This window comes from Bradyrhizobium sp. HKCCYLS1011 (assembly GCF_051167795.1).
Taxonomy (GTDB): domain Bacteria; phylum Pseudomonadota; class Alphaproteobacteria; order Rhizobiales; family Xanthobacteraceae; genus Bradyrhizobium.
The window spans coordinates 146,810-171,535 of sequence record NZ_JBNPTT010000004.1 but is presented as its reverse complement, the minus strand read 5'-3'; the positions used below and the strand labels follow the sequence as shown (position 1 = coordinate 171,535).

The following is a 24,726-nucleotide window of genomic DNA, read 5'->3' as shown; positions in this document are numbered from 1 at the left end:
CTTGCGCATCCCTGTCGCGGCAGGCGGCGGGGCGGCGCATGCGATGACATGCGCCGCCCTGCTCCTATGCTCGCGGGATCAGGCCGCCATTCTATGCCGCCTTGTTAACCTCCATCAGCAGGCGCTCGGCCTTGGCATCTTCGAGCCGGCTGATCAGGCGGTTGCTCTCTTGGACGTCGCGCATCGTCTTTGTCATCGTGATGCAGGACTGAACCAACATTAAAAATCCCATCGCAAGATAGCCTTTTACGGACAGTTCGAGCGGCAGCAGGAAGACGCCGAGCCCGACCATGAAGGCCGAGGCGCCGAAAGAGAGGTAGGTAAAAGTGACCCAGGCGGCACTGTGGATCTGAGAAGTCTGGTTCATGATCGTCTCCTCGTTGATGACAGGTTGGATTGATGACTACGGTTAGGCTTGAGATGAACCTGAACGTTTGGCCTTGAGCCGCGCCAAGACGTCGTCGGCCGTGCTCTTGAGGCGCGGGCCAAAGCCCTGCTCGGCGAGCTTCTCGGCGACGCTCAGTGGACCGGTGGCGGCATCGAGCTCCATCAGCGCCTCGTCGGCGGCCTGCGCCTCGATCTGACGTTCGCGCAACCGCTTCAAGGTCGCTTCCGCTTCCGGCAAGGTGCATTCGTAAGGTCGTGCCGCCTCGATGCCGCCACGGCGCAAGGCGCGCACCGCCTCGGAGGCGCGCGCAATGCGCCGGCCGCGATCGAGCTCATTGATCCGCGCTTCGGCGTTGGCCACGTGACGCTTCAGCCGCGCGATCTCGGCCGCAAACAGCGCCCGCGCAGTGTTGGCAGCGTCGCGTTCGGCTTCCAGATTGGCGATCGCCTGCGCAGCCTCCCGCGCGAGATCGTCGCGGGCCCCGTCGAGGGCTGCAGTGGCGCGGACTTCGAGGTCGGCGATCCGGCCAGTGATGGCCTCGAGCCGCTTGCCCTCCTGCTGGTCCTGCGCGATGGCAATCGCGAGCGCGCGCTTGCTGCGTTCGACGGCCGCCGCGCCATCCCGCATCTGTTGGTCCAGGAGCACGAGGGCCGTCCGATCCTGCACCTCCTCCTCAACCACGGCGACACTCCCCCGAAATAGCGTCAAAACGGTCTTGAACATTGTTGGCTCCCTGCTATGAGCACTGCTCATGCAAGACTTGTAGCGCAATCTTGAGCGTCGCTCAACAAAATTTTGAACGATGCTCAGCCAAATGGTTAAAAATGTCTAAAACTTTGGAAAGACGGACAAAACAGCGGGAATCGCTGATCGACGCGGCAGAAAACGCGATTCGCGCCAAAGGCTTGGCCGGCCTGAAAACCCGGGAGCTAGCGCAGGAAATCGGTGTCGCCAACGGTGCCGTCTACAACCTGGTGGCCGATGTCGATGAGCTAGTTCTCATGGTGGGATCGCGCACTTTGGCGCGGCTCGATGCCGAGCTATCGGCGGCCGAAAGCGATGGACCTCCCGCGCCCGAAGCCGCACTAGTCCGGATCGCGCTCGCCTATTGCGACTTCGCGGCCAACAATCTCGAGCTCTGGCGGGCGCTGTTCGAACACCGCATGGCGCCCGACAAGTTGCTGCCGGACTGGGCGATCAGCGATCAGATGCATCTGTTTCGCCACATCCACCAGCCGCTGGCCCTGCTGTTCCCGCACCGCGCGACGGAGGAGATCAGCATCACCGCGCGCAGCCTTTTTTCCGCCGTGCACGGCATGGTGGCGCTCGGGCTCGAGCAGAAGCTGATCGCCGTGCCGCTCGCGCTCTTGCGGCGGGAGATCACCACCATGGTGAAGGCGATGGTGACGGGGCTGGTGGCTGCCTCGGCGGGAAGCTGATGTGGCAGCTTGGTCGCATTCACGCAGAATTCACAGCGTAACCGTCAATGCATTTATCATTCTCAATCACGGGCGCGGATTATGGAGCGCGGGCGACCGAGAAGCTCTGCCCCACAGAAGCAGCAAGGAAGCATGGGCAAGGAAGCATGGGTATGAAACGACTGATCCTGACTATTCTCGTCTGCGCCGGAACGTCGCCTTCGATGGCCGCTGACGCCCGCGCGATCAACGGCGCCGCCGCCTTGGCGGTGGCCGGCGCGGTGGCGCCGTACTCGCCGCTGCTTCCCGCAGTCTACAAGAAGGCAGTCGAGGCCATCTTCGACGGCCATGCCGACAGCCCGTTTAAGGATGCAATCACGATCACCGCCGACAAGATCGTCTGCCGCACCTCCAATGTCGACATCACCGCGCGCTCCTGCGAGCTGACGTTCGGCAAGAGCACGGAGAAGCTGACCGGCCGGGCCGCCAACGAGATCTACGCCACCCTGGCCATGGCCGGCATTCCGTCCGACGGCGCGGCCGGGTCGGTGTTCGAGAGCCTGTCCAAGCTCGACTGCACGCTCGATCCCGCCGCTCTCAAGGACAAGGGTGGTGGCGGAGCCACCTGCAATTATGAGCCGGCGAATTGAAACGGCTGCCACCCATACGGCCCCTGCGTATCGCCGCTCGTGGGTTTGCTCAAAACGCCTGACAAAAGCTGCAACATTTACCGGCCGGAAAGACCTGCTGTCGTTCAATCAGGCGATGGCACAAATCCGCATGGAAGTTCGCGATATCAACGGCAGCGCGCTGCCCGACTATTGCGGCGATTTTCTCGACCTCCGCCTGCCCGTCGACCATTCGCGATTGGCACAAAGCCTGCTGCAGATGATTCGCGACGATGGCGGCCACCTCGTCGCCTGGAGCGTGCACTTCCTTCGCGAGGGCGAAGAGATCGGATCCTGGTCGCTCAAACACGAGCTTGCCGAAATCGCCGTTCGAGAAGCGCGCCAGCAGACGCCGCCTGCGGCGGCCTGAGAACCGGGAGGCCCCGCTTCAGGCAGGGCCATCGCACATGGCTGTGGCATTTCGGGGCCTCATGGTCCTCCCGGCCGATGCGAAGCATCGTCCGGAGACGCGCGGCCTTGTCCTGCCCTCACCATGAGGGTTTTGCCGCAAATCAAGCTTTCATCCTGAGGAGTTCGCTGGAGGCGAGCGTCTCTATGTGGATGCGCTCGCCAAACCAAACCGCGACTAAGTCCAGACGGAAATACTTCGCGAGCATCGACCTGCCAGACGGTTAAGCTCGGAAGCAGCCTGCTACAGGTCGCCGGTGCGTTTGCGGTCCCAGGCGGGATCCGACGGAAGAAATGGCCGGGCTCACTGCATGAGTTCCAATGCGACATCTGCCGCATTTGGAATACCGCATTCGGAACTGCCTGGCACACCACGCCGATGCGCGAACCCGATCCTGTTTCTCTCTCGCGTGTCGGGAGAATTCTCCGCGCGCCGTCGAGCGAACAAACTGCCGCCGCATTATGCCATATGATCTCCTAACAAGTCGTCGGGGATGACCGTATCGGATTCACGCGACGACAGTCTCAGGAACACTTGACGACAATCGACGAAGCGCAGCAGCGTCGGGACAACCGCCATCTGTTGCCGCGTTCGGCTGGGCGATAGTTTTGTTTTGCGCAATGCGCGGCTGCGCCGTCATCCTAAAAAAAGCTCTCAACAACAAGATGGGATACGGCCACGTGATCTAGGGAAGAAATCATGGGACGTTTGTCCGATCCGCAGGACGACAGGGAATATCCTCGCTATGTGTCTGATGCCGACGATGGGCTGGATCAATTGCCCAACACGGCCTGGCAAGCCGAGCACGAAAGGATCAGGGCACTTGATCGCTTTCCGCGGCTTGGCGTTCAGGATGTTCCGCCGCCTCCCGTAGAGCAGAAATCGTTTAACGCCGTCCTTCTGCTGGGAACCGTGGTGTTGGTTGCGGCAGTGTCGAGTTACGCGGCGGTCACGCTGCTGCCTCGGTGGTCGGGTCTCGCCTTCACCTACAGTCGCGCCGACGCGTCGGTGACACAGCATCCGGCCGCGGCGCCGCCGGTCGCCCCGCCGGCTTTCGTTCCGAGCGTCACGTCGGCTAATGCGGCTCCGGCGATTGCACCCGTTCAAGGGACGGCACCGGCTGCGAGCATGCCGCTGCGCGAGGACGGGCTGCCCAAAGCCGAGATGCGGACGGCCAACATCAACCCGACGGCGGCGGCACCGCGGACGCCAAGCACGGTTCAGGGCGTCACCGACAGCGAAATCCGCCTCGGCATGGCCGCGCCGTTCGGAGGCCCGTCCAGGGAGATGGGGCGCCAGCTCAAGCTCGGCATCGAAACCGCCTTCAACCAGGCCAACGACAATGGCGGCGTGTACGGCCGGCAGCTCAAGCTGGTCACCGCCGACGACGGCTACGAACCGACGCGGACACTGGACGCGATGAAAGAGCTCTACGAGAAGGACAAGGTGTTCGGCTTCGTCGAGAACTATGGCAGTCCGACCGCGCTGGTCTCCGTCCCCTACGCGCTTGAACGTCATGCGCTCTATTTTGGCGCATTCACCGGCGCGCCCTCGCTCAGGCATGATCCGCCGGACCGCTACGTGTTCAACTTTCGCGCCGGCTATGCCGAGGAGGCGAATGCCCTCATCCATTATCTTGTGAAGGTGCGGCGGCTGCGTCCAGAGGAGATCGGGGTGCTGACCCAGCAGGACGCCTATGGCGATGCCGGATGGGACGGCGTGACCAAGGCGGTGCGCGCGCTGCGCGGCGGCGATTCAGCTAACATTCTCCGCATGACCTATCCCCGCAACACCGTCGACGTCGACGCCGCCGTGGCGCAATTGCGCCGGCAGCGGCCTGTGATCAAGGCGGTCGTGCTGGTGGCCACCGTTCGCCCCGCAGCGAAGTTCATCGAGAAGACCCGCGATCTCTACCCGGACATGATCTACACCACGATTTCGGGCGTCGGCAGCACCGGCCTTGCCAACGAGCTCATGCTGCTCGGCCCCCGCTTTGCGGACGGTGTTGTCTGCACCCAGGTCACGCCGCCGGTGGACAGCTATGCCTCGGTCGCGCTGAACTACAAGAAGGCGCTCGCCAAATATTTCCCGGGCGAGCCGGCGGACTATATGTCGCTGGAGGCTTATCTCACCGCCAACATCCTGATCGAAGGACTGCGGCGCGTCGGTCCGACCTTCGACACGGAAGCGCTGGTGGATACGCTGGAAGGCATGCGCAACTACGAATTGGGGCTCGGCCCGAAGATTGCCTTCGATCCGTCCGACCATCAGGCGGTGCACAAGGTCTGGGGCACGCAGCTGGACAAGTCCGGCCAATACCACGCCGTCGACCTGGAGTAGCTCGACCTGCTCCAAGAGCGGCAGGCGCCGCTTGCGCGGACATCGGACAGGCGCGTGAGGCGGCGCGCTGACGTCAGCTTGCCGGGGCGTCAGGCGATGCGCGGATGCGCCTTCTGGTGCCAGGCCCAGGCCGAGCGGATGATGGTGCCGAGATCGGAGCGGCGCGCCTTGAAGCCGAGTTGACGCTCGGCCTGCGAGGGATCGGCGACCAGGATGGCGGGATCGCCGGCGCGGCGCTCGCGATAGACCAGCGGCACGGATTCGCCGGTCTCGCTGCGGATCGCATCGACGATCTCGCGCACCGAACAGCCGGTCCCCGTACCGAGGTTGAAAGCACCGCCGGGATTGCCCTGCAGCAACAGTTCGACCGCCGCGATATGGGCGGCGCCGAGATCGTCGACGTGAATATAGTCGCGCACCGCCGTGCCGTCGGGCGTGTCATAGTCGGTGCCGAAGATCGCAAAGTCGGCCACATGGCCCAGGATCGCCATCAGCGCACGCGGGATCAGGTGCGTCTCGGGATTGCGCAATTCACCAATCACCGCCGACGCATCGGCCCCGCAGGCATTGAAATAGCGCAGGCAGATCGAGCTGAAGCCATAGGCCGCGCGATAATCGGCCAGGATCTGTTCGATCATGTATTTCGAGCGGCCGTAGGGGTTGACGGTCGGACCGGCCGCGCTCTCCGGGATCGGCTCCCGGCCGGCATTGCCATAGACGGCGCCGGTCGAGGAGAACACCAGCCGATTGCAGCCGGCCGCGCGCATGCCCTGCAACAGGCCGAGCGTGCCCGCGACATTGTTGAGGTAATATTTCTGCGGATCGGCGACCGATTCGCCGACTGCGCTCGATGCCGCCAGATGCATCACCGCCTGCACGTCGTATTGACGAATGACGGTCGCGACCTTGATGCTGTCGGCGATATCGCCGACCACCAGCGGGCCCCATTGCACGAAGCTGCGATGGCCCGTCGTCAGATCGTCATAGCAGACGGGAAGAAAGCCGGCCTCGGCGACCGCCTTGCTGCAATGAGCCCCGATATAGCCAGCGCCGCCGGCAATCAGGATCGCACCCTTATGTCCCATCTGTATGCATTCCCTGTTCAATCGCGTGGTCCCGGCCTGTTAACGCGGCCAAGGTGAAATGGACCCAAAGATAGGATATTCTCCCCGGAAGCACAAAACGGCGTCTCCGATAGCGTTAATCGGCGACCGCGCCGAGGTTGGAAAAAGCGGTATCCAGCATTCGCCCCCCGACCATGGCCGGCGGCGCCCGACAACCGCAGCGCGCCCAAGACAACGTTTGGATGAGCAGATCTGATCCCGTGATAGTGGTTGGCTCGTCGCGCCGTTCTATCGTATGAGAATCGTCATACTCGTGCGGCTCGTGCCGGGCTTCCGAGGTTCGTATCATGTCGCGATGATCCCTTTGCGAATGTCGGGAACCGGTGACCACATCAGCCGTGGAACGCGAGGCAATGGAGATGCGCCGTGAGTGAGCAATCGGGCAGTGTCGTCGCACCACCGGCTGGCTCCGCTCCCGCCGCTGCCCCTCGCGCGACAACGGCTACGCCCGGCAGTTCATTGGCGCGGCTTGCAATCCCGCTGTTGGCCGTGATCGTCGCGCTTGCGTTCATCGGCGTTGCCACGCTGCGCTGGGACGCCTGGGTCGGCAGCGCCGCGGTGCAGACCACCAACGATGCCTATGTCCGGGCTGAGCTGACGAAACTGTCCAGCCGCGTCGCCGGCGAAGTGCTCAAGGTCGACGTCAGCGACTTCCAGCGCGTCAAGGCCGGCGATCTCCTGGTCCAGATCGACCCGGCCGATTACGAGGCGCAGGTTGCGCAGGCCGAGGCGACGGTGGAAGCCGCGCAGGCCGCGCTCGATAATCTGAGCAACCAGATCGAGCTGCAATATGCGACGATCGCGCAGGCCGAGGCGCAGCAGGTCTCGGCGGGGGCGGCCGAGGTCGAAGCGCGGGAGGAGCAGGAACGGCAGCAATCGCTGTCACAAAGCGAGGCCGGCACCCGTCAGAAGCTGGAACAAGCGACCGCCGCCTACGCCAAGGCGCAAGCCGATGTGCGCGCCAGCCGCGCGGTCATCGCTGCGCAACGCCACCAGCTCGAGGTGCTGCAAGGGACGAAGAAGCAGCGCGGGGCCGATCTCGCGGGCGCCAAGGCCGCGCTCGCCGCAGCCAGGCTGAAACTCGGCTATACCCGAATCACGGCGCCGTTCGACGGCATTGTCGGCGAGCGGCAGGTCCAGCCCGGCGACTACGTCAATATCGGCAGCAACCTGATCGCGGTGGTGCCGCTGCCGCATGTCTATGTCATCGCCAACTACAAGGAGACCCAGCTGACCCATGTCGTGCCCGGCCAGGCCGTCGAAGTTACTGTCGACAGCTTCCCCGGCGAGAGGCTGCACGGCCGGGTGGAGCGGATCGCACCGGCATCGGGCTCGCAATTCGCGCTGCTGCCGCCCGACAACGCCACCGGCAATTTCACCAAGGTCGTCCAGCGCATTCCGGTGCGCATCCAGCTCGACGACAATCAGCCGCTGCTCGCGCGGCTGCGGCCGGGGATGTCGGTCGTGACCCACATTCACATCGACCGCGCCGATGGCGGACAATAGCGCGGCCAATCGCGGGCCGGTCTCGCGCGGCGAGGTCGCGCGCTATCCGCTGTTTGCGGTGGTCGCCGTGCTGCTCGGCGCATTCCTCGCCAATTTCGACAGCCGGCTCACCTCGGTCGGTCTGCCGGACCTGCGCGGCGCCTTCTCTCTCAGCTTTGATGAAGGCGCCTGGCTCTCCACCGCCGCGATCGGCTCGCAGATCCTGATCGCGCCCGCCGTGGCCTGGCTTGCGACCGCGTTCGGCCTCCGCCGCGTGCTCGGCATTCCGAGCCTGATCTATGCGTTGATCTCGCTCATCATCCCCTTCGTGCGTCACTACCCGACGCTGATCGCGCTCAGCATCGCGCACGGCATGCTGCTCGGCACCTTCGTGCCGGCCACGCTGATGATCATCTTTCGCAACCTGCCGATCCGCTGGTGGCTGCCGGCGATCTCGCTCTATTCCATCCGCGTCGGCTTCGCGCTGGACTCTTCGACCGCGCTGGTCGGCTTCTACGTCGAGCATCTCGGCTGGCAATGGTTGTACTGGCAGGGCGTCGTGATCGCGCCGCTGATGGGGCTGATGGTCTATCTCGGCACGCCGGCCGAGCCTGTGAACCGCGAGCTGGTGAAGGACGCCGATTGGGGTGGCATGCTGTTGCTCGGCACCTCGGTTGCGATGATCTATGCCGGCCTGGACCAGGGCAACCGGCTCGACTGGTTGCAGTCGGGCACGGTGATGGCTCTGCTACTCGGCGGTGCCGCGCTGTTTGCGATCTTCCTGATCAACGAGGTGCTGGTCCGGCAACCATGGGCGCATGTGAACGTGCTGTTCTCGCGCAATATCGGGCTCTCGCTCGCCGTCATCCTGCTCTACACCCTGACCAGCCTTTCCAACTCGTCACTGGTGCCGAACTTCCTCGGCACCATCACCCAGCTGCGGCCCGAGCAGAGCGGCGTGCTGCTCCTGACCTACGGCGCGCTTCCGATGATCGCCCTGGTGCCGCTCTCGATCTGGCTGCTGCGTCATTTCGATCCCCGCATCGTCGTGATCATCGGATTTTCGACCTTCGCCGCGGCCAACCTGCTCGGCACGCAAGTGACCAATGCATGGGCCCGCGAGGACTTCATCCCGATCGTGCTGCTGCAGTCGGTCGGCCAGGCCTTCACCCTGCTGCCGATCATCATCATGGCGTTGTCCAACTCCGATCCGTCGCGCGCGACCGCCTTTGCCGCCTACATCCAGATCATGCGGCTCGGCGGCGCCGAGATCGGCGTCGCATTGATGGGCACCTGGCTGCGCGTGCGCGAGCAGGTGCACTCCGCCTATCTCGGGCTCAACATCCAGAGCGGAGATCCCGATGTGGCACGGGTGCTGCAGCGGCTGCTCAACTATTTTTCGAGCTACGGTGCCGGGCAGGCCCAGGGCCGCGCGGTCGGCACGCTCGCGGCGCAGGTGCAGCGCGAGGCCAATGTGCTCGCCTATATCGACGGCTTCTGGCTGTGCTTCTGGCTTGCGATCGCAGCGCTCGGCTTGGTCGCCCTGGTCACGCGTGCGCCGCAGGGCCCGCTCTCACCGACGCCATTGAAACTAACAGGCAGCCGACCCCGACTGATTGACGCAACGCGTTCTGACGCGGCCCCTTAGCGCTTTCACTTACATATGATGGTCGTATGTTGCAGATCTGCGACATGCGGACCTCAACGCATTCAGCGTTTCAGCCGTCCTCCGCGTGGATTGGATGATCGATATCATCCAAGCAGACGTCCCCCATGTTGCTTTCACAGAGCAGGAATCGCCCAATCGCGAATAGGCTGTCGCAGGACCTTCACCCGAGTTTCCTACAATTTGAGCCGGTTGCAGGGTGGCTGTAGCAACAAAGGGGATTATCATGACCATACGGACGGCAACGATCGTGGCCGTGGCGGGGCTGCTGGCGGCATCGTCGGCGCACGCGGCCGAGAGCAGCGAGGCCGAAATCGCGCTGTTGAAGCAGCAGCTCAAGATGCTGGAGCAGAAGCTCGACAGGCTGCAGAAGCAGACCACGGCCAATACACAGGCGGCCGCGACGGCGAGCGCGAAAGCGGAAACGGCAAAGGCCGACATCAAGGCCGCGGTCGCCAATGCCAATGCGGCGATCCCGACCAAGGGGCCGGTGGCGGCGTCCGGCGTGGTCGTGACCATGCCGAACAACCGTCCGACCATCTGCACCATCGATGGCGAAAACTGCATCTCGCTGACCAGCCGGCTGCATTTCGACGTCGGTGGCTATGACTACCGGCCCAACAGCGCGGCGACATCGCCGCAGAAACTCGACAGCGGCGAAAACGTGCGCCGTGCGCGCATCGGTGTGTTAGGTAAGTTCTTGGGCGATTGGAATTATGCGTTGATCTATGATTTCGGCGGCTCGTCCGACGGCTTCGGCGGCACGGCACCCGGCTCGCTTCCAGGCGGCGGCACCTCGGGTGTCGAGAACGCCTATCTGAGCTACACAGGCTTCAGGCCGTTCGGCGGCAAGATGGCGATCGAGGGCGGCATCATGGACCTGCCATGGACGCTTGATGAGGCCACGAGCTCTAACGACATCCTGTTCATGGAGCGCGCCTCGGCCGGCATCGTCGCCACCAACATCGCGGCCGGCGACTTCCGCTCGGCCTTCGGCTCGCGCTGGTGGAACGACACGTTCTGGGCCGGCGCCTACGTCACGGGACCGACGACCGGCCAGATTCATTCGGCCTCCAGCGTCACGCCTGCAGCCAGCAGCGAGCAATATGGCGCGGTGGCGCGCGTCGCCGGCCAGGTCGTCAGTGGCCCGGACTATTCATTCCACCTCGGCGCCGATGCGGAATGGCTGATCCAGCCGCCGCGCAACCTCGTCACCCAGGCGCAGACGCTGACCCTGAGCGACCGTCCGGAGCTGCGGATCGATCCGACCACGCTGGTTTCGACCGGCGCGATCGCCAATGTCTCCAGCGCCCAGGTCTACGGCGTCGAAGCCGCCGGGACCTACGGGTCGTTCTTCGCCCAGGGCGAATATTATTGGTTCAACGTCGACCGCACCGCCAACACCGGCCTGCCGCCGTTCGGCGCCTCGAGCCTGAAATTCCAGGGCGGCTATGTCGAGGCGAGCTATGTCCTGACCGGCGAAAGCCACAAGTACAACGCCGCGAGCGCCTCCTACGGCGGCGTCGCGCCTTTACACCCGTTCTCCTGGCAGGCGGGCAATTGGGGGGCCTGGGAGATTGCCGGGCGCTTCAGCACGATCGACCTGAACGACCAGCTCGCAACCGCTGCCGGCATCGCCGGTGGACGCCAGAACATCTACACCGCGGGCCTGAACTGGTACGTCAGCAGCAACATCCGCTTCATGTTCAACTATCTGCATGGCGACATCTCCAAGCAGGCGAGCTCGACCAGCACCGTCAATGCTGGTTCGACGTTCGATGCCTTTGCGATGCGCACGCAGGTTGCGTTCTGATCGATCACATTCTGACGAGTTGAGTAGCAAAAGCCCGGCGCTCGCGCCGGGCTTTAACTTTTCGGAGCCGATATCACCTCGCACGTCGCCCCCTTCAGCTGCATGTTGTATGCCGCCCGAACAGGTCGCCACATCTGGCGGTGAACAGATCACGCACCTGACAGCGCGAGCGATTCGGACATGCTTCGTTCGAAGCCTGTTCCAGAACTTAAGAGCAGCGCGCATGACGTCTCGTTTTGAAGCATCAGACGTACGCGACCGCCGACATCTTCGACAGCTCGAGCACAGCCCAGCGCCTGCGCCGAGCTTAACCTTTCGAGTTCGAAGCTAGACGGCCGCGCTGATCTGCTCGAGCTGAATATGGCGTGCCTCGCTTGTCGGCACCCGACATCTAGTCGTGAACAAGTGACGTACTTGGCCCCGCCAGCGATTCGGACATGCTTCGTTCCGACCACGTTCCGAAAGTTAAGAGCGCCGGCGCTGGCGTCGCATTCTGGCACATCGACGCCGCGCCTCACGCCTTCGGCAATTCATCGAGTGGCCATTTCGGCCGCTTGATCTTTTTGTACGGCAAGGTGGTCACGTCGCGCGCCACCACGCCGGGCGCATCAACCGTGATCACAGCGGTTGCGATCGGCGCATAGGCCGCGCGGAAATGCTGTGCTGACTTGACCACGACGAGCTTGCGGGTGCGCGGGTCGCAGCCGAGCTGGGTGAAGAGATCGGTGCCGAACGCCTGGCAGCGAAAGGTCGTGATCACGACTTCGACACCGTCGCAGGCGATCAGCGCGCAGTCGCCGAGCTTGGCCGGCGTGCCGGCGAGCCCCGTCATCACCATGTCCGAGTTCACCGCCTTGATCTCCCAAGTGGCATCGACGGGATCACCGGAGAGCGGCCCGATCTTGCCGCCGATCCGCAGCGGCAGCTTCGCGCCGACGCCGGCATCGAAGGCGATGCGCACCGCGATCGGATCCCAGATCGGCCCCAGGCACACATTGCTGATTTTTCGCGCGATGATCCGCCGCAGGAGGAAGGTGGAATCGCCGGGCGCGCCGCCGCCGGGATTGTCGCTGGCGTCGGCCAGCACGATCGTCCCCTCGGTGCCCAGCGCCCGATCCAGCGCCGCGTCGATGCCGGGCATGCGCTCGGTCACGGCGTCGCGCATCGCGATCAGCTCGTCCGCGAGCCGTCGCGCCAACGCTTTGGCGCTGATACCATCCGGGTCCGCGGCCGCATCGCTATAGACCAGGACCTTGGTACCCATGTCAGGCGTATCGCCCCAGCCGAAGCCGTGCACGATCGAAGCCGAGACGATGCCGTCCCTGCCCTCCAGCGCGCTGACGCGATCGACGAAGCTGCGCACCGGCTCACGCGTCGTATGCAGCGTGATGATCATATCGGTGTCGACCAGCGCATGGCGGAGCTTCAGGCGCTTCTCGGCCAGCGCGGTGCAGAACGCGACCAGCTCCTGCGCGCGCTCAAAAATGTCGGTGTGCGGATATTCCTTCCAGCAGATCAGGAGATCCGCGCCTGCGACCATCGCGTCGCTCATATGACAGTGCGGATCGAGCGTGCCGCCGATCACGACATCGGGCCCGACGATCTCGCGGACGCGCGTGATCAACTCGCCCTCGCAGTCATCGTAGCCATCGGCGATCATCGCACCGTGCAGACCGAGCAGCACCACATCCACCGGCAGCGCCGCCTTGAGATCGGCAAGGATCTGGTCGCGCAAGGTCTCGAAAGTGGCACGGGTGACGATGCCATTGGGCACGGCGGCCGCAACCAGCCCCTCGATCAGGGTCCAGCCCTTGGACGGCCCGACCTGCCGCGCCGCCCATAACGGCCCACCATGCATCTGCATCTTGTCGGGATGGGTGCCGGCGGGAAAGTAGGCCCGCTCATGAAAGGTGGCGAGCCCAGTGGGCATCGGCGCGAAAGTGTTGGTCTCGGTGGCAAGAGCGGCGGAGAAGACACGCATGGAGGCTGAACCCGATCGGTCGCGAGGGAAGGCAGGCGCGCATCGTCCCGGCCGACGACGCCACTACAGAGAAACCAACCGGATCAAGAAGCGCAAGAGACTCACGCGAAGAGCGACCGCCGCGCAGCGCATGGGCGGACCACACGGTATGCTCGGCGTCCTTATCGTTCTCCACTCGCGCCCGAGAGGTCCGGGCTTCGTGCGCCTTACCTCGACTGCGTCCACTGGGGCTGACGCCCGCGCTTGTTGCCGATCGCGTTCAGCAGGGTCGCGACGACGATCATGACCAGGATTCCAGTAAGGCTGAGACCGATCTGCATTGCGAGCCGGTCGGAAATCTCAACCAACGTCAGGTGACCGGCAAGCGCCAGCAGAACGCCGAGACAGTATATCGGCAGCGAATTCTCGCCACAGCGCCTCGCGCAGCGCATCACCGCTGTCGATAGCCCTCGCCAATCCCGAGGAATGAGCCGACATGCCACAATTGCAAGGGCCAGGAAATGCAGCAACCGCAACGGACCGAGATTGGATTTGTCCAAGGGCGAGAAGCCACTCGCCAATGACCGGGGCACCGGCGGCTTGATATCCCAACTCAGCGCAAGGATCAGGGCTAGAGCCAGGTAGAGAACCGCAAGAACAAGCACCGGGCGCCACGCCACCCACGGCCGGATCTTCTCTCCCTCGATGACGCACCAGGCGCCAAGAACGACCAGAAGCTGCCAAGCCAGCGGATTGAAGTACCAGACGCTGTTGGGCCAGGCTGGAACGCTCCAGCCGAAGATCTGCACGAGCGCATACAGCAACAATGAAAGGCCGAGCGTCACGTTGGGTGCTCGCAGCAGCAACCACAACAGCGGAGCGAACAACACATGATAGACCACAAAAACGGGCAGCACGTCGGTGTTGACCGGGCGGTATTGCAAGATGGCGGCTTGCTCGAGCGCGGCGCCCGGACTTTCGAACAGAACCCGCGTGTTGCTCTCGTCGGCAAGATGGTCGATGCCCGCGAGGTGGACGAGGATGGTGCAAGCGACCGTGAGCAGCAGAAACGCCGCATAGATGTCCCATCCCCGCCGCAGCGAACGGCCGATCATGCCGCTCCAGCCCTCGCGCTGCTGTGCCCTGCCATAAGCCAACGCGCAGGTCACGCCCGAGATGAACATGAAGATCTCGGCGGCATCACAGAAGCCGTAGCTGCGCGGTGTCAGCCAGCTTGCGATGTTATTGGGAACATGGTCAAGAAAGATCCACCACAGGGCGAGGCCGCGACAGACATCGATGCGGAGGTCGCGGCCAGATCCCCCCAACTCCGGCGGAGTTTGATCGATCAATCGCGTCGCGGTTTGAGTTCTATCGTGCATTTGTTGATCTGCCTGGCGAGCGCGCATGCCGTCATCGGATCTACGTCGACGAGATACCCGGATACTTCAGGAGCTCCGCGCACCGAGCGAATGCCCGACCGATCGATGCGGTTACGAGCCCTCGGGCTACCTGATGGTTGGATTTTCTTTCCCTACCCGGTTGCTACCCTGATCATCTGGGTCGCACGCGTCGAGGTCCGCCGGAGGCCCTTGCTGAACTCCGCCGACCATCGGGATGAAAAGCTGCTTCCGCATTTCGGCGAGGCGAGCACGGCAATATTCACGGTAAAACATCTCGATTATGATGGACATCATCAAACCCCGCTTGATCATGACCGTCGACGTCACCCGCAACAGATTTCATTTCAACCGGCAGCTCCAAACCAGCAGCGCCAAAAAAAGTTGTGTCCGACAAACCGAGCGATGTGGCTGCCGGTCCACGACACGAAATTGGTATCAGAGGACAGCCAGCCGTGCGTTGTCATCTGCACGCGGATCGTTGAGTTCGATCAATCGCGAAGGATGTCGTAAAGCTGTGATTTGCGCTTGCATGTTGATAGAGTCGTCTGAATTGGAGTCGACAGCAGCAATTAGAAATAGAGCCATCATGATCTTCTCTTCTTAAAGGAGATTTTTTCTCAAATCATTATAGTGCTGATTTAATGTCCGCGACGTAAGCCAGTTCACATACGCATCGATCACAGGTGAATGAGACTATCAGACCAATGGTGTAGCGTCTTGGACTCATGCGTACGGCTCTAGAGAAGGCTGGTGCGCGGACTGCAAACTTCGAATAGCGACCGTAGATTGTCGCGGCATTTCATCCCGACGTCTGGTTCAAAGGCTGGAGGTCCCCCGTGTGTAAGGACGCAGCCGAATTTGTCTCGCATCATTTCTCCACGCGCGAGCTTCCGGAGCGGATGCGACTCCCGTTGTGGCGCGACTACTTTGGGCGGGGCTTAGTTCACGCCGAGATCGAGCCGCTATCGAAGGCTCCATTTCAGGCCGACGCAACGTTGCAAGCAATCCGGGGTTTGCGCAAGCTCGCATTGAGAGGCTCCTCGATGCGCTTCAGGCGTTTGCGCGCGAACCTCGCTGATGGTGATGACTCGATTGGAATTGTCGTCTGCTCTCTCGGCAAATGTCAGCTGTCGCAGCGTGGCCGCGAAATTGACCTTCGCACCGGCGATGCGATCGCAATTCTGCATTCCGAAATCGCCACCGTCACCTATGTCGATGGATTGTTGTTCGGCCTGGCCGTACCGCGCGAAGAGCTTGCAGAGCGCGTGACGAATGTCGAAAGGCTCACGATGCGGCCTGTTTCGCACCGAACTGAAGCGCTCCGACTTCTCATGGCTTATCTGAAGTCGACATTTAACGAAAATGTCTTGGCCGCTCCCAACCTGCGTGATGCGGTCGTGGCGCATATCCATGATCTCGTGGCAATCGCAATCAGCGCATGCGTCCCCTTTGGCGAAAGCAGTACGAGCGCAGTCGTCGCCGCGCGCCATACTGCCGTCCTCGATTACATCGCAGCACACTTTCAGGAGCCAGGACTCAGCGTCCAGACGGTCGCTCGCTGCCAAGGCATCTCGCCGCGCTATCTGCAGCGCCTGATCGCGTCATCGGGATCATCGTTCACCGGATACGTGAACGAGTTGCGTCTCCAACAAGCGCTGAAGCTTCTGACCGAATCGAATGGCGGCGCGCAGCGAATCTCCGATATCGCGCTGCAGGTCGGCTTTTCCGATGTTTCGCATTTCAATCGCCTGTTCCGAGCTCGTTTTGGCGATTCGCCGCGCAACCTTCGGTTTGCACGCAGGGATCCCTGCTAAGCGGCATGATGTCGCGGATCGGCGCGCGTGGGCGCGAGGCTGCAAGTGAATCTCTGCTTTGGGTCCAATTCGAGAAGACTCAAATGAGGATCATGTGTCGCTGCGCGTGCATTTGCGACCTGATCACCTCAGGCTGGCCGCTAGGAAGGGCCCGCGGACGCGACAGGCGTCGCGAGAACGCCACGTCATGTCTCTGGTCTGCCTGACGACTGCTCCTCGACCGCCTTCACCGCGACGGCCGCGACCTGGGCCAAAGCGTCGCGGTCGGCGCCTGAGGAGGCCATCACGCCCATGCCAACGCTGACCGCGGAAACGTAGCGCGCGAGCGCTGCCGGGTCGGCGGACGGCTTCAGGTCGCCATCCTCCTTGGCCCGCGCGAAGCGGTCGCGCAGCTGCTCCTCGGTCTGGGCGCGCCGGGCGGCGAGTTCGAACGGCACGCTGGCCGAACCGGTGCCGCAGGCGATTCCACCCTGGACCAGCAGGCAGCCGGGCGGATTGGCGGGATCGGTCTGCTTCTCCGCCACGCCCATCAGCATCCGCTCGGCAACGTCGCGGGCGGTAGGTGCGCTCAGCACCTCCTCCATCCAGGCGGCGCGACGTTCGGTGTAGCGGTCGAGCGCGGCCTTGAGGAGACCTTCCTTGCTGCCGAACGCGGCGTAGAGGCTCGGCGGATTGATGCCCATCGCGTCGGTCAGCTGGGCGATGGTGGCGCCCTCGTAACCATGACGCCAGAACACCTCCATCGCCTGGTCCAGCGCGGCGTCGCAATCGAATGTTCGGGGTCGTCCCATGCCCATTGGCCTCTCTCCTGCCCCTGCTGCCCGCTTCTGCAACGTTCCGGCGCTTGCCGGCGTTCGGCTATCTTATTGTTCTTTCGAGGGCTTTCTTTGATCTGGCGCAGTTTCCCCACAGGGGGCTACCATTTTCGTAGTATCCGATACATAAGTGTCTTGCGAAAGGCTTGCCAGCGCTACATCTGTAGTGAGCACTACAATATGGAGCGCGCGAATGCCCTCGCACAAGAATCCCCCTTTCGGCCGTCTCAAGCGGCTGCTCGGCACCGTCGCGGTCGCCGCTGTCCTCCTTGCCGGCGCTTCGGTGGCCGGCAATCGTTATTTCAATACCGCCCCGAATGCGGCCAAGGCCGCGGCTCCAGAGCAGGCCGTGCCTGTGACCGTCTCGGTGGTCGAGCCACGCCAGGCCACGCTCTGGGATGAATTCTCCGGGCGGCTCGAGGCTGTCGAGCGGGTCGAGGTCCGGCCGCGGGTGGCCGGCGCTATTCTTTCGACCAATTTCACCGAGGGCGCACTGGTGAAAGCCGGCGACGTGCTGTTCAAGATCGACCCCGCGCCTTACGCCGCCGAAGTGGACAAGGCCCAGGCCCAGCTCGAAGCCGCCAAGGCGCGTGCGGCCTTTGCCGCCAACGAGCTGGAGCGCGGCGCGCAACTGGTCGGCAACGCGGTCGTGACCCGGCGCGACTACGACCAGCGCGACAATGGCAATCGCGAGGCCATTGCTAACGTCAAAGCCGCGGAAGCGACCTTGCAGACCGCCAAGCTCAATCTCGACTACACTGAGGTGCGCGCGCCGGTGGACGGTCGGGTCGGCAAGATCGAGGTCACCGTCGGCAATCTCGTCGCCGCGGGGTCGGCTTCGCCGGTGCTGACCACGCTGGTCTCGGTCAACCCGATCTATGCGAGCTTCGATGCCGACGAAGAGGTGGTGCTGCGCGCGCTGAATGCGGTCGCTGATGCCTCCGGCAAGCGTGGCAATCTCGACCGCATCCCGGTCGAGATGACGACCTCCGGCGGCTTCTCCGCCAAGGGCCATATCCAGCTCATCGACAATCAGGTCAACGGGCAGAGCGGCACGATCCGCGTGCGCGCCGTGTTCAAGAACGACGAGGGCCGGCTGATTCCGGGCCAATTTGCCCGCGTCCGCATGGGCCAGCCGCAGCAGCAGACGCTTGTGCTGCTCGACGAGCGCGCCATCGGCACCGACCAGGACAAGAAATTCGTGATGGTGGTCGGCGACGACGAGCGCGCGCTCTACCGTCCCATCACGATCGGCGGCACCGTCGAGGGGCTTCGCATCGTGCAGACCGGCCTCAAGCCCGGCGACCGCGTCGTCGTCAACGGCCTGCAGCGCGTGCGTCCCGGCGCCTTGTTGAAGACGCAGGTCGCCGCAATGGGCGAGCGCGACGGGGGCGCCGCATCGCCCGCCTCCAAACAACTGGCGCAGCGTTGATCACGATCGCCTGCGTCAGCCCCAACTGTCGTCCCCGCGAAAGCGGGGACCCATAGCCACCGGCGCCCTTTGTCAACAACGGACGATGACCCGAAGCCTTTCTCTACCAATTGGCCGTCCGCGGTCTGGGTCCCGGCGTTCGCCGGGACGACAGCTTGTATGCGGATGCGTCGAGCACACTCGCTCACCCGGATTTCACGTCACGCGCTGACATCTCCCGACCACAGGTCCACCCATGAACCTCTCCAAATTCTTCATCGACCGGCCGATCTTTGCTGGCGTGCTGTCGATCCTGATCTTCCTCGCCGGCCTGATCGCGCTGTTTGCGATGCCGATCTCGGAATATCCGGACGTGGTGCCACCCTCGGTCGTGGTGCGCGCCACCTATCCCGGCGCCAACCCGAAGGTGATCGCCGAGACCGTGGCGACCCCGATCGAGGAGCAGATCAACGGCGTCGAGAACATGCTCTATATGAGCAGCCAGGCGACCACCGACGGCGCGATGACGCTGACGGTGACGTTCCGCCTCGGCACCGATCCCGACAAGGCCCAGCAGCTGGTGCAGAACCGGGTGCAGCAGGCCGAGCCGCGCCTGCCCAACGTGGTTCGTCAGCTCGGCATCATCACCAAGAAGAGCTCGCCCGATCTCACCATGGTGGTGCACCTGAACTCGCCGAACGGCCGCTATGACATGACCTATCTACGCAACTACGCGGTCCTCAACGTCAAGGACCGCCTGGCGCGGATCGACGGCGTCGGCGACGTGCAGCTCTATGGCGCCGGCGACTATTCGATGCGGGTCTGGGTCGATCCGCAGCAGGCGGCCGAGCATGGGCTGACCGCGAGCGACATTGTCAAGGCGATCCAGGCGCAGAATGTCGAGGCCGCGGCCGGCGTGGTCGGCGGCTCGCCGAGCGTCAAGGGCCTCGACTTGCAGCTCTCGGTCAACGCCGAGGGACGGCTGTCGACCGAGGAGCAGTTCGGCGACATCGTCGTCAAGACCGGCGGGCGCGGCGAGGTCACGCGGTTGCGCGACGTCGCCCGTATCGAACTCGGCGCCTCCGAATATGGCTTGCGCTCGCTGCTCGACAACAAGCAGGCGGTCGCAATACCGATCTTCCAGGCGCCGGGCTCGAACGCCCTGCAGATCTCCGACAACGTCCGCGCGACCATGGCAGAGATCAAGAAGAACATGCCGGAGGGGGTCGACTACCAGATCGTCTACGACCCCACCCAGTTCGTGCGCTCCTCGATCGAAGCCGTGGTGCACACCCTGCTCGAGGCCATCGTGCTCGTCGTGCTGGTCGTGATCCTGTTCCTGCAGACCTGGCGCGCCTCGATCATCCCGCTGCTCGCGGTGCCGGTCTCGATCATCGGCACCTTTGCGGTGATGCATCTGTTCGGCTTCTCCATCAATGCGCTCAGCCTGTTCGGCCTGGTGCTCGCGATCGGCATCGTCGTCGACGACGCCATCGTCGTGGTCGAGAATGTCGAGCGCAATATCGAGTCGGGGCTGACGCCGCGCGACGCCACCTACCAGGCGATGCGCGAGGTGTCGGGACCGATCATTGCGATTGCGCTGGTCCTGATTGCCGTGTTCGTGCCGCTCGCCTTCATCTCGGGGCTGACCGGGCAGTTCTACAAGCAGTTCGCGCTGACAATCGCGATTTCGACCGTGATCTCGGCCGTCAACTCGCTGACCTTGTCGCCGGCGCTGTCGGCGCTGCTGCTGAAGGGCCATCATGATCCGAAGGACCGGCTGACGCGTTTTCTCGACAAGGCGCTGGGCTGGTTCTTCCGCGGCTTCAACCGCGTGTTCGTGAAGGCCTCGGACAATTACAGCGGCACCGTCAGCAAGGTGATCTTCGGCAAAGCTGCCATACTGGGGCTCTACGTGCTCCTGATCGGCGCGACCGCGGTGCTGTTCAAGCAGGTCCCGAGCGGCTTCGTCCCGGGCCAGGACAAGCAATATCTGGTCGGCTTCGCCCGCCTGCCGGATGGCGCCACGCTGGATCGCACCGAAGAGGTGATCCGCAAGATGGGCGACATCGCGTTGACGCAGCCCGGTGTCGAGAGTTCGGTGCAGTTTCCGGGCCTGTCGATTTCCGGCTTCACCAACTCCTCCAACGCCGGCATCGTGTTCTCGACGTTGAAACCGTTCGACGAGCGCAAGGACCCGTCGCTGTCGGGGCCCGCGCTGGCGATGGCGCTCAACAAGAAATATGCCGGAATCCAGGATGCCTTCATCGCCATGTTCCCGCCGCCGCCGGTCAATGGCCTCGGCACGATCGGCGGCTTCAAGCTGCAGATCGAGGACCGCGCCGGCCTTGGCTATGACGCGCTGAACGAGGCCACCAAGGCGTTCCTCGCGGGCTTGCAGAAGGCGCCTGAAATAGCGGGCGTGTTCTCGAGCTTCCAGGTCAACGTGCCCCAGCTGTTCGCCGATATCGACCGCACCAAGGCGCTGCAGCTCGGGGTGCCCGTCACGGAGGTCTTCAACACCCTGCAGATCTACCTCGGCTCCTACTACGTGAACGACTTCAACAAGTTCGGCCGCACCTATTCGGTCTATGTGCAAGCCGATGCGCCGTTCCGGGCCCGGGCCGACGACATCCGGCAGCTGAAGGTGCGCGCCGCCTCCGGCGACATGGTGCCGCTCTCCGCGCTGCTCCACGTTCGCCAGAGCGCCGGGCCTGAGCGCGCGATCCGCTACAACGGCTTCCTGTCGTCGGACATCAATGCCGCGGCGGCGCCAGGCTATTCGTCCGGCCAGGCGCAGGCGGCGGCCGAGCGTGTCGCCGCGGAAACCCTGCCCCCCGGCTTTGCGTTCGAATGGACCGACCTGACCTATCAGGAGTTCATCGCCGGCAATTCCGGCCTCTGGGTGTTTCCGCTCGCGATCCTGCTGGTGTTCCTGGTGCTCGCCGCGCTCTATGAGAGCCTCGCTCTGCCGCTCGCGATTCTCCTGATCGTGCCGATGGCGCTGCTCGCCGCGATGTTCGGCGTCTACATCTCGAAGGGCGACAACAACATCTTCACCCAGATCGGCCTCATCGTTCTCGTCGGCCTCTCCGCGAAGAACGCGATCCTGATCGTGGAGTTCGCGCGCGAGCTCGAATTCGCGGGACGCTCGCCGATCCGCGCCGCGATCGAGGCCAGCCGGTTGCGGCTGCGGCCGATCCTGATGACGTCGATGGCGTTCATCATGGGCGTGCTGCCGCTGGTGCTCTCGACCGGCGCAGGCTCGGAGATGCGCCGCGCCATGGGCGTCGCGGTGTTCTCAGGCATGATCGGCGTCACCGTGTTCGGCCTGTTCCTGACGCCCGTGTTCTATGTGCTGCTGCGGACGGTCACCGGCATGAAGCCGCTCACCCAGCACGGGGATCACGGCACCATCGGTCACATCGCGCAGGCGGCGGAATAAACGCGGCGAATGTGAGTTCATTCATAGAACCGCGCGGCGAAATGGAGGACGCCACCTCCGTTGCGCCGTGCCGACCCGGTGGCCGGACCCGCGCCCGGCCACCGGGTCATTGCAGTTGAGGAGTTTACCATGGAACTTTTGAATCACCTGGTCGCTGCCCGTCTCATGAAGGACACGCAGCTTTTCGAGCGCGTCGGCCGACATGATGCGACGACGCCACGGTTGCCACGGCCGCTCGATCCCACTTTGCCGGCCGCCGATCTCGCCGCGGACCTGCCCGAGATGGCCCAGCCGACGGCGCCCGCCCGCGCGCGATAACGGCCTCCGAGTTGTGACCCCGGCGGAATGCCCGCCGGACCCACGTTAGCCTTGACTTCCGATGCTCGCGCGCGAAGATTTGATCGTTCACGGTTCGGTCAAGGGGGCATCGATGAAGGTTTTGCTGGCGGCACTGGCGAGCGCGGCCGCCTTGATGAGCGTTTCGCTCCCGGCCCATGCCCGCGATCTCACCGTCGTCTCCTGGGGTGGCAATTACCAGGAGGCCCAGCGCAAGATCTACTTCCAGCCATTTGCCGCCAAGATCGGCGCCACCGTGCTCGACGAGAGCTGGGACGGCGGCTACGGCGTGTTGCAGGCGAAGGTCAAGGCCGGCACCCCGAACTGGGATGCGGTTCAGGTCGAGGCCGAGGAGCTCGAGCTCGGCTGCAGCGACGGCATCTATGAGAAGATCGACTGGCAGAAGATGGGCGGCAGGCACGCCTTCATTCCCGCCGGGGTCAACGACTGCGGCGTCGGGGCGATCGTCTGGTCGACCGGCATTGCCTATGACGGCGACAAGCTCAAGGATGGCCCGAAATCGTGGGCTGACTTCTGGGACACGGCGAAATATCCGGGCAAGCGATCCCTTCGCAAGGGCGCCAAATACACGCTCGAATTCGCGCTGATGGCCGACGGCGTGCCGGCGGCGGACGTCTACAAGGTCCTGAAGACGCCCGAGGGCGTGGAGCGCGCCTTCAAGAAGCTCGACGCGCTCAAGGGTGACATCGTCTGGTGGGAGGCCGGCGCGCAGCCGCTGCAGCTCTTGTCATCCGGTCAGGTCGTGATGACGTCGGCCTATAATGGCCGCATCAGCGCCATCAACCGCTCCGAGGGCAAGCATTTCGGCTTCGTGTTTCCGGACAGCATCTACGCGGTCGACAGCTGGGTCATCCTGAAGAACTCGCCCAACAAGGATGCCGCGATGAATTTCATCGCCTTCGCCAGCCAGACCGAGAACCAGGCCAAGCTTCCCGAATACATCGCCTACGGCCTGCCCAACATCGCTGCGGCCAAGCTCGTGCCAGAGAAATACGCAGCCGAGCTGCCGACCACGCCTGACAATCTCAAGCGGGCGATCCCGCTGGATGTCGGCTTCTGGACCGACAATTCGGAAGAGCTCTCCAAGCGTTTCAATGCCTGGCTCGCGCGTTGACACCGTTCATCTCGTTCAGACAGGTCACCAAACGCTTTCACGCCCTGACGGTTGTCGATCAACTCGATCTGGACATCGCACGCGGCGAATTCGTCAGCCTGCTCGGGCCGTCCGGCTCCGGGAAGACCACGCTTTTGATGATGCTCGCGGGCTTCGAGCAGCCGACCAGCGGCACCATCCATGTCGACGGCCGCCGCATCGACGAGCTGCCGCCCTACAAGCGCAACATGGGCGTCGTGTTCCAGAGCTACGCGCTGTTCCCGCACATGAGCGTGGCCGACAACATCGCCTTTCCGCTCAAGATGCGTGGTACGCTGAAGGCTGAGATCGCGGAGCGCGTCGCCCGCGTGTTGGATATGGTCAAGCTCGGCGCGATGGCGGATCGGAAGCCCGCGCAGCTCTCTGGCGGCCAGCAGCAGCGCGTGGCGCTGGCGCGGGCGCTGGTGTTCGAGCCGCAGGTCATCTTGATGGACGAGCCGCTCGGCGCGCTCGACAAGAAGCTGCGGGAGCAGATGCAGCTCGACATCCGCGACCTGCATCGCCGGCTCGGCCTGACCATCGTGTTCGTCACCCACGACCAGGACGAGGCGTTGACGATGTCGGACCGGATCGCCGTCTTCAATCACGGCAGGATCGAGCAGATCGGCACGCCGGCGGAGATCTACGATCTGCCGCGGACGCCGTTCGTGGCGGAATTCATCGGCGAGACCAACCTGCTGCCCTGCATGATCGAGGCGCGATCGGGTGACACGCTCCGCCTGACCTCCGAGTCCGGCCTGACACTGTCCGCGCAGGCCGGCTCCGCTGCCGTTGAGGACGGCCGGGTCCAGATCTCGATCCGGCCCGAGGCCATCAGGATCAACGACCCGGCGATCGGCGCCAACGGCCTGACGGCGCGCATCGTCGATGCCGTCTATTTCGGCGACCATATCCGGCTGATTGCGACCGTTGGCGCGCAGCGCCTGATCATCAAGAGCGAGCGTGCGCGGCAGCTTGCCGAGATCGGAGACGAGGTCGCGATCTCCTTTGCGCCGTCGGACGTGTGGGTGGTGGGATCATGCGGCGGCCAGACGTCCTCCAACGCCTGAAATCGCAG

General features: G+C 63.8%; 19 protein-coding genes. 13 read left to right on the top strand and 6 right to left on the bottom strand.

The window, feature by feature from the left end; translation table 11 throughout:
• Window positions 1–91: 91 nt before the first annotated feature.
• Window positions 92–367 carry a YiaA/YiaB family inner membrane protein gene (locus tag ACQR1W_RS13735; RefSeq protein ID WP_434851284.1) on the bottom strand — a complete coding sequence of 92 codons (276 nt, stop codon included), beginning with the start codon at window positions 365–367 and terminating at the stop codon, window positions 92–94.
• Between the two features lie 42 nt (window positions 368–409).
• Window positions 410–1,111 carry a PspA/IM30 family protein gene (locus ACQR1W_RS13730; RefSeq protein WP_434851283.1) on the bottom strand — a complete coding sequence of 234 codons (702 nt, stop codon included), beginning with the start codon at window positions 1,109–1,111 and terminating at the stop codon, window positions 410–412.
• A 101-nt stretch (window positions 1,112–1,212) separates the two neighbouring features.
• On the opposite strand from ACQR1W_RS13730, the gene ACQR1W_RS13725 reads away from it, so the two are divergent.
• From ACQR1W_RS13725 to ACQR1W_RS13710, 4 genes are all read left to right on the top strand, one after another.
• Window positions 1,213–1,827 carry a TetR/AcrR family transcriptional regulator gene (locus tag ACQR1W_RS13725; RefSeq protein WP_434851832.1) on the top strand — a complete coding sequence of 205 codons (615 nt, stop codon included), beginning with the start codon at window positions 1,213–1,215 and terminating at the stop codon, window positions 1,825–1,827.
• Between the two features lie 152 nt (window positions 1,828–1,979).
• Window positions 1,980–2,456: a hypothetical protein gene (locus ACQR1W_RS13720; RefSeq protein WP_434851282.1), complete on the top strand. Its 477-nt coding sequence runs from the start codon at window positions 1,980–1,982 to the stop codon at window positions 2,454–2,456.
• Window positions 2,440–2,844 carry a hypothetical protein gene (locus ACQR1W_RS13715; protein WP_434851281.1) on the top strand — a complete coding sequence of 135 codons (405 nt, stop codon included), beginning with the start codon at window positions 2,440–2,442 and terminating at the stop codon, window positions 2,842–2,844. Before ACQR1W_RS13720 ends, ACQR1W_RS13715 begins: the two co-directional genes overlap by 17 nt.
• A 738-nt stretch (window positions 2,845–3,582) precedes the next feature.
• On the top strand, window positions 3,583–5,223 hold the full coding sequence (locus ACQR1W_RS13710) for an ABC transporter substrate-binding protein (protein ID WP_434851280.1): 1,641 nt from the start codon (window positions 3,583–3,585) through the stop codon (window positions 5,221–5,223).
• An 89-nt stretch (window positions 5,224–5,312) separates the two neighbouring features.
• On the opposite strand, the gene galE is transcribed toward ACQR1W_RS13710, so the two are convergent.
• The gene (gene galE, locus ACQR1W_RS13705) at window positions 5,313–6,308 is read right to left on the bottom strand and encodes a UDP-glucose 4-epimerase GalE (protein ID WP_434851279.1); all 996 of its coding nucleotides are present in this window, start codon (window positions 6,306–6,308) and stop codon (window positions 5,313–5,315) included.
• A gap of 405 nt (window positions 6,309–6,713) precedes the next feature.
• Between galE and ACQR1W_RS13700 the strand changes: the two genes are divergently transcribed.
• From ACQR1W_RS13700 to ACQR1W_RS13690, 3 genes are all read left to right on the top strand, one after another.
• A complete protein-coding gene (locus ACQR1W_RS13700) occupies window positions 6,714–7,853 on the top strand; it encodes an HlyD family secretion protein (RefSeq protein ID WP_434851278.1) in 1,140 nt (379 codons plus the stop codon).
• Window positions 7,840–9,480 (top strand): MFS transporter, encoded by a 1,641-nt coding sequence (locus ACQR1W_RS13695; RefSeq protein WP_434851277.1) that lies wholly within the window; start codon window positions 7,840–7,842, stop codon window positions 9,478–9,480. Before ACQR1W_RS13700 ends, ACQR1W_RS13695 begins: the two co-directional genes overlap by 14 nt.
• Before the next feature lie 244 nt (window positions 9,481–9,724).
• Window positions 9,725–11,311, top strand: a complete 1,587-nt coding sequence (locus tag ACQR1W_RS13690) for an OprO/OprP family phosphate-selective porin (RefSeq protein ID WP_434851276.1) — start codon at window positions 9,725–9,727, stop codon at window positions 11,309–11,311.
• Window positions 11,312–11,825: 514 nt separating this feature from the next.
• Here ACQR1W_RS13690 and ACQR1W_RS13685 read toward each other — a convergent pair.
• The gene (locus ACQR1W_RS13685; RefSeq protein WP_434851275.1) at window positions 11,826–13,292 is read right to left on the bottom strand and encodes a M81 family metallopeptidase; all 1,467 of its coding nucleotides are present in this window, start codon (window positions 13,290–13,292) and stop codon (window positions 11,826–11,828) included.
• 206 nt (window positions 13,293–13,498) lie between these two features.
• Window positions 13,499–14,653: an OpgC family protein gene (locus ACQR1W_RS13680; RefSeq protein WP_434851831.1), complete on the bottom strand. Its 1,155-nt coding sequence runs from the start codon at window positions 14,651–14,653 to the stop codon at window positions 13,499–13,501.
• 857 nt (window positions 14,654–15,510) lie between these two features.
• Here ACQR1W_RS13680 and ACQR1W_RS13675 point away from each other — a divergent pair.
• Entirely contained in the window at window positions 15,511–16,488 is a 978-nt protein-coding gene (locus ACQR1W_RS13675) for an AraC family transcriptional regulator (protein ID WP_434851274.1), read from the top strand.
• 185 nt (window positions 16,489–16,673) lie between these two features.
• Here ACQR1W_RS13675 and ACQR1W_RS13670 read toward each other — a convergent pair whose 3' ends face one another.
• The gene (locus tag ACQR1W_RS13670; protein WP_434851273.1) at window positions 16,674–17,285 is read right to left on the bottom strand and encodes a TetR/AcrR family transcriptional regulator; all 612 of its coding nucleotides are present in this window, start codon (window positions 17,283–17,285) and stop codon (window positions 16,674–16,676) included.
• A 211-nt stretch (window positions 17,286–17,496) separates the two neighbouring features.
• On the opposite strand from ACQR1W_RS13670, the gene ACQR1W_RS13665 reads away from it, so the two are divergent.
• From ACQR1W_RS13665 to ACQR1W_RS13645, 5 genes are all read left to right on the top strand, one after another.
• Window positions 17,497–18,735 (top strand): efflux RND transporter periplasmic adaptor subunit, encoded by a 1,239-nt coding sequence (locus ACQR1W_RS13665; RefSeq protein WP_434851272.1) that lies wholly within the window; start codon window positions 17,497–17,499, stop codon window positions 18,733–18,735.
• Window positions 18,736–18,970: 235 nt separating this feature from the next.
• Entirely contained in the window at window positions 18,971–22,159 is a 3,189-nt protein-coding gene (locus ACQR1W_RS13660) for an efflux RND transporter permease subunit (protein WP_008974720.1), read from the top strand.
• 129 nt (window positions 22,160–22,288) lie between these two features.
• On the top strand, window positions 22,289–22,477 hold the full coding sequence (locus tag ACQR1W_RS13655) for a hypothetical protein (protein WP_008974719.1): 189 nt from the start codon (window positions 22,289–22,291) through the stop codon (window positions 22,475–22,477).
• A gap of 112 nt (window positions 22,478–22,589) precedes the next feature.
• Window positions 22,590–23,630: an ABC transporter substrate-binding protein gene (locus ACQR1W_RS13650; RefSeq protein WP_434851271.1), complete on the top strand. Its 1,041-nt coding sequence runs from the start codon at window positions 22,590–22,592 to the stop codon at window positions 23,628–23,630.
• A complete protein-coding gene (locus ACQR1W_RS13645) occupies window positions 23,627–24,718 on the top strand; it encodes an ABC transporter ATP-binding protein (RefSeq protein ID WP_434851270.1) in 1,092 nt (363 codons plus the stop codon). The genes ACQR1W_RS13650 and ACQR1W_RS13645 overlap by 4 nt, the downstream gene beginning before the upstream one ends.
• Window positions 24,719–24,726: the final 8 nt, after the last annotated feature.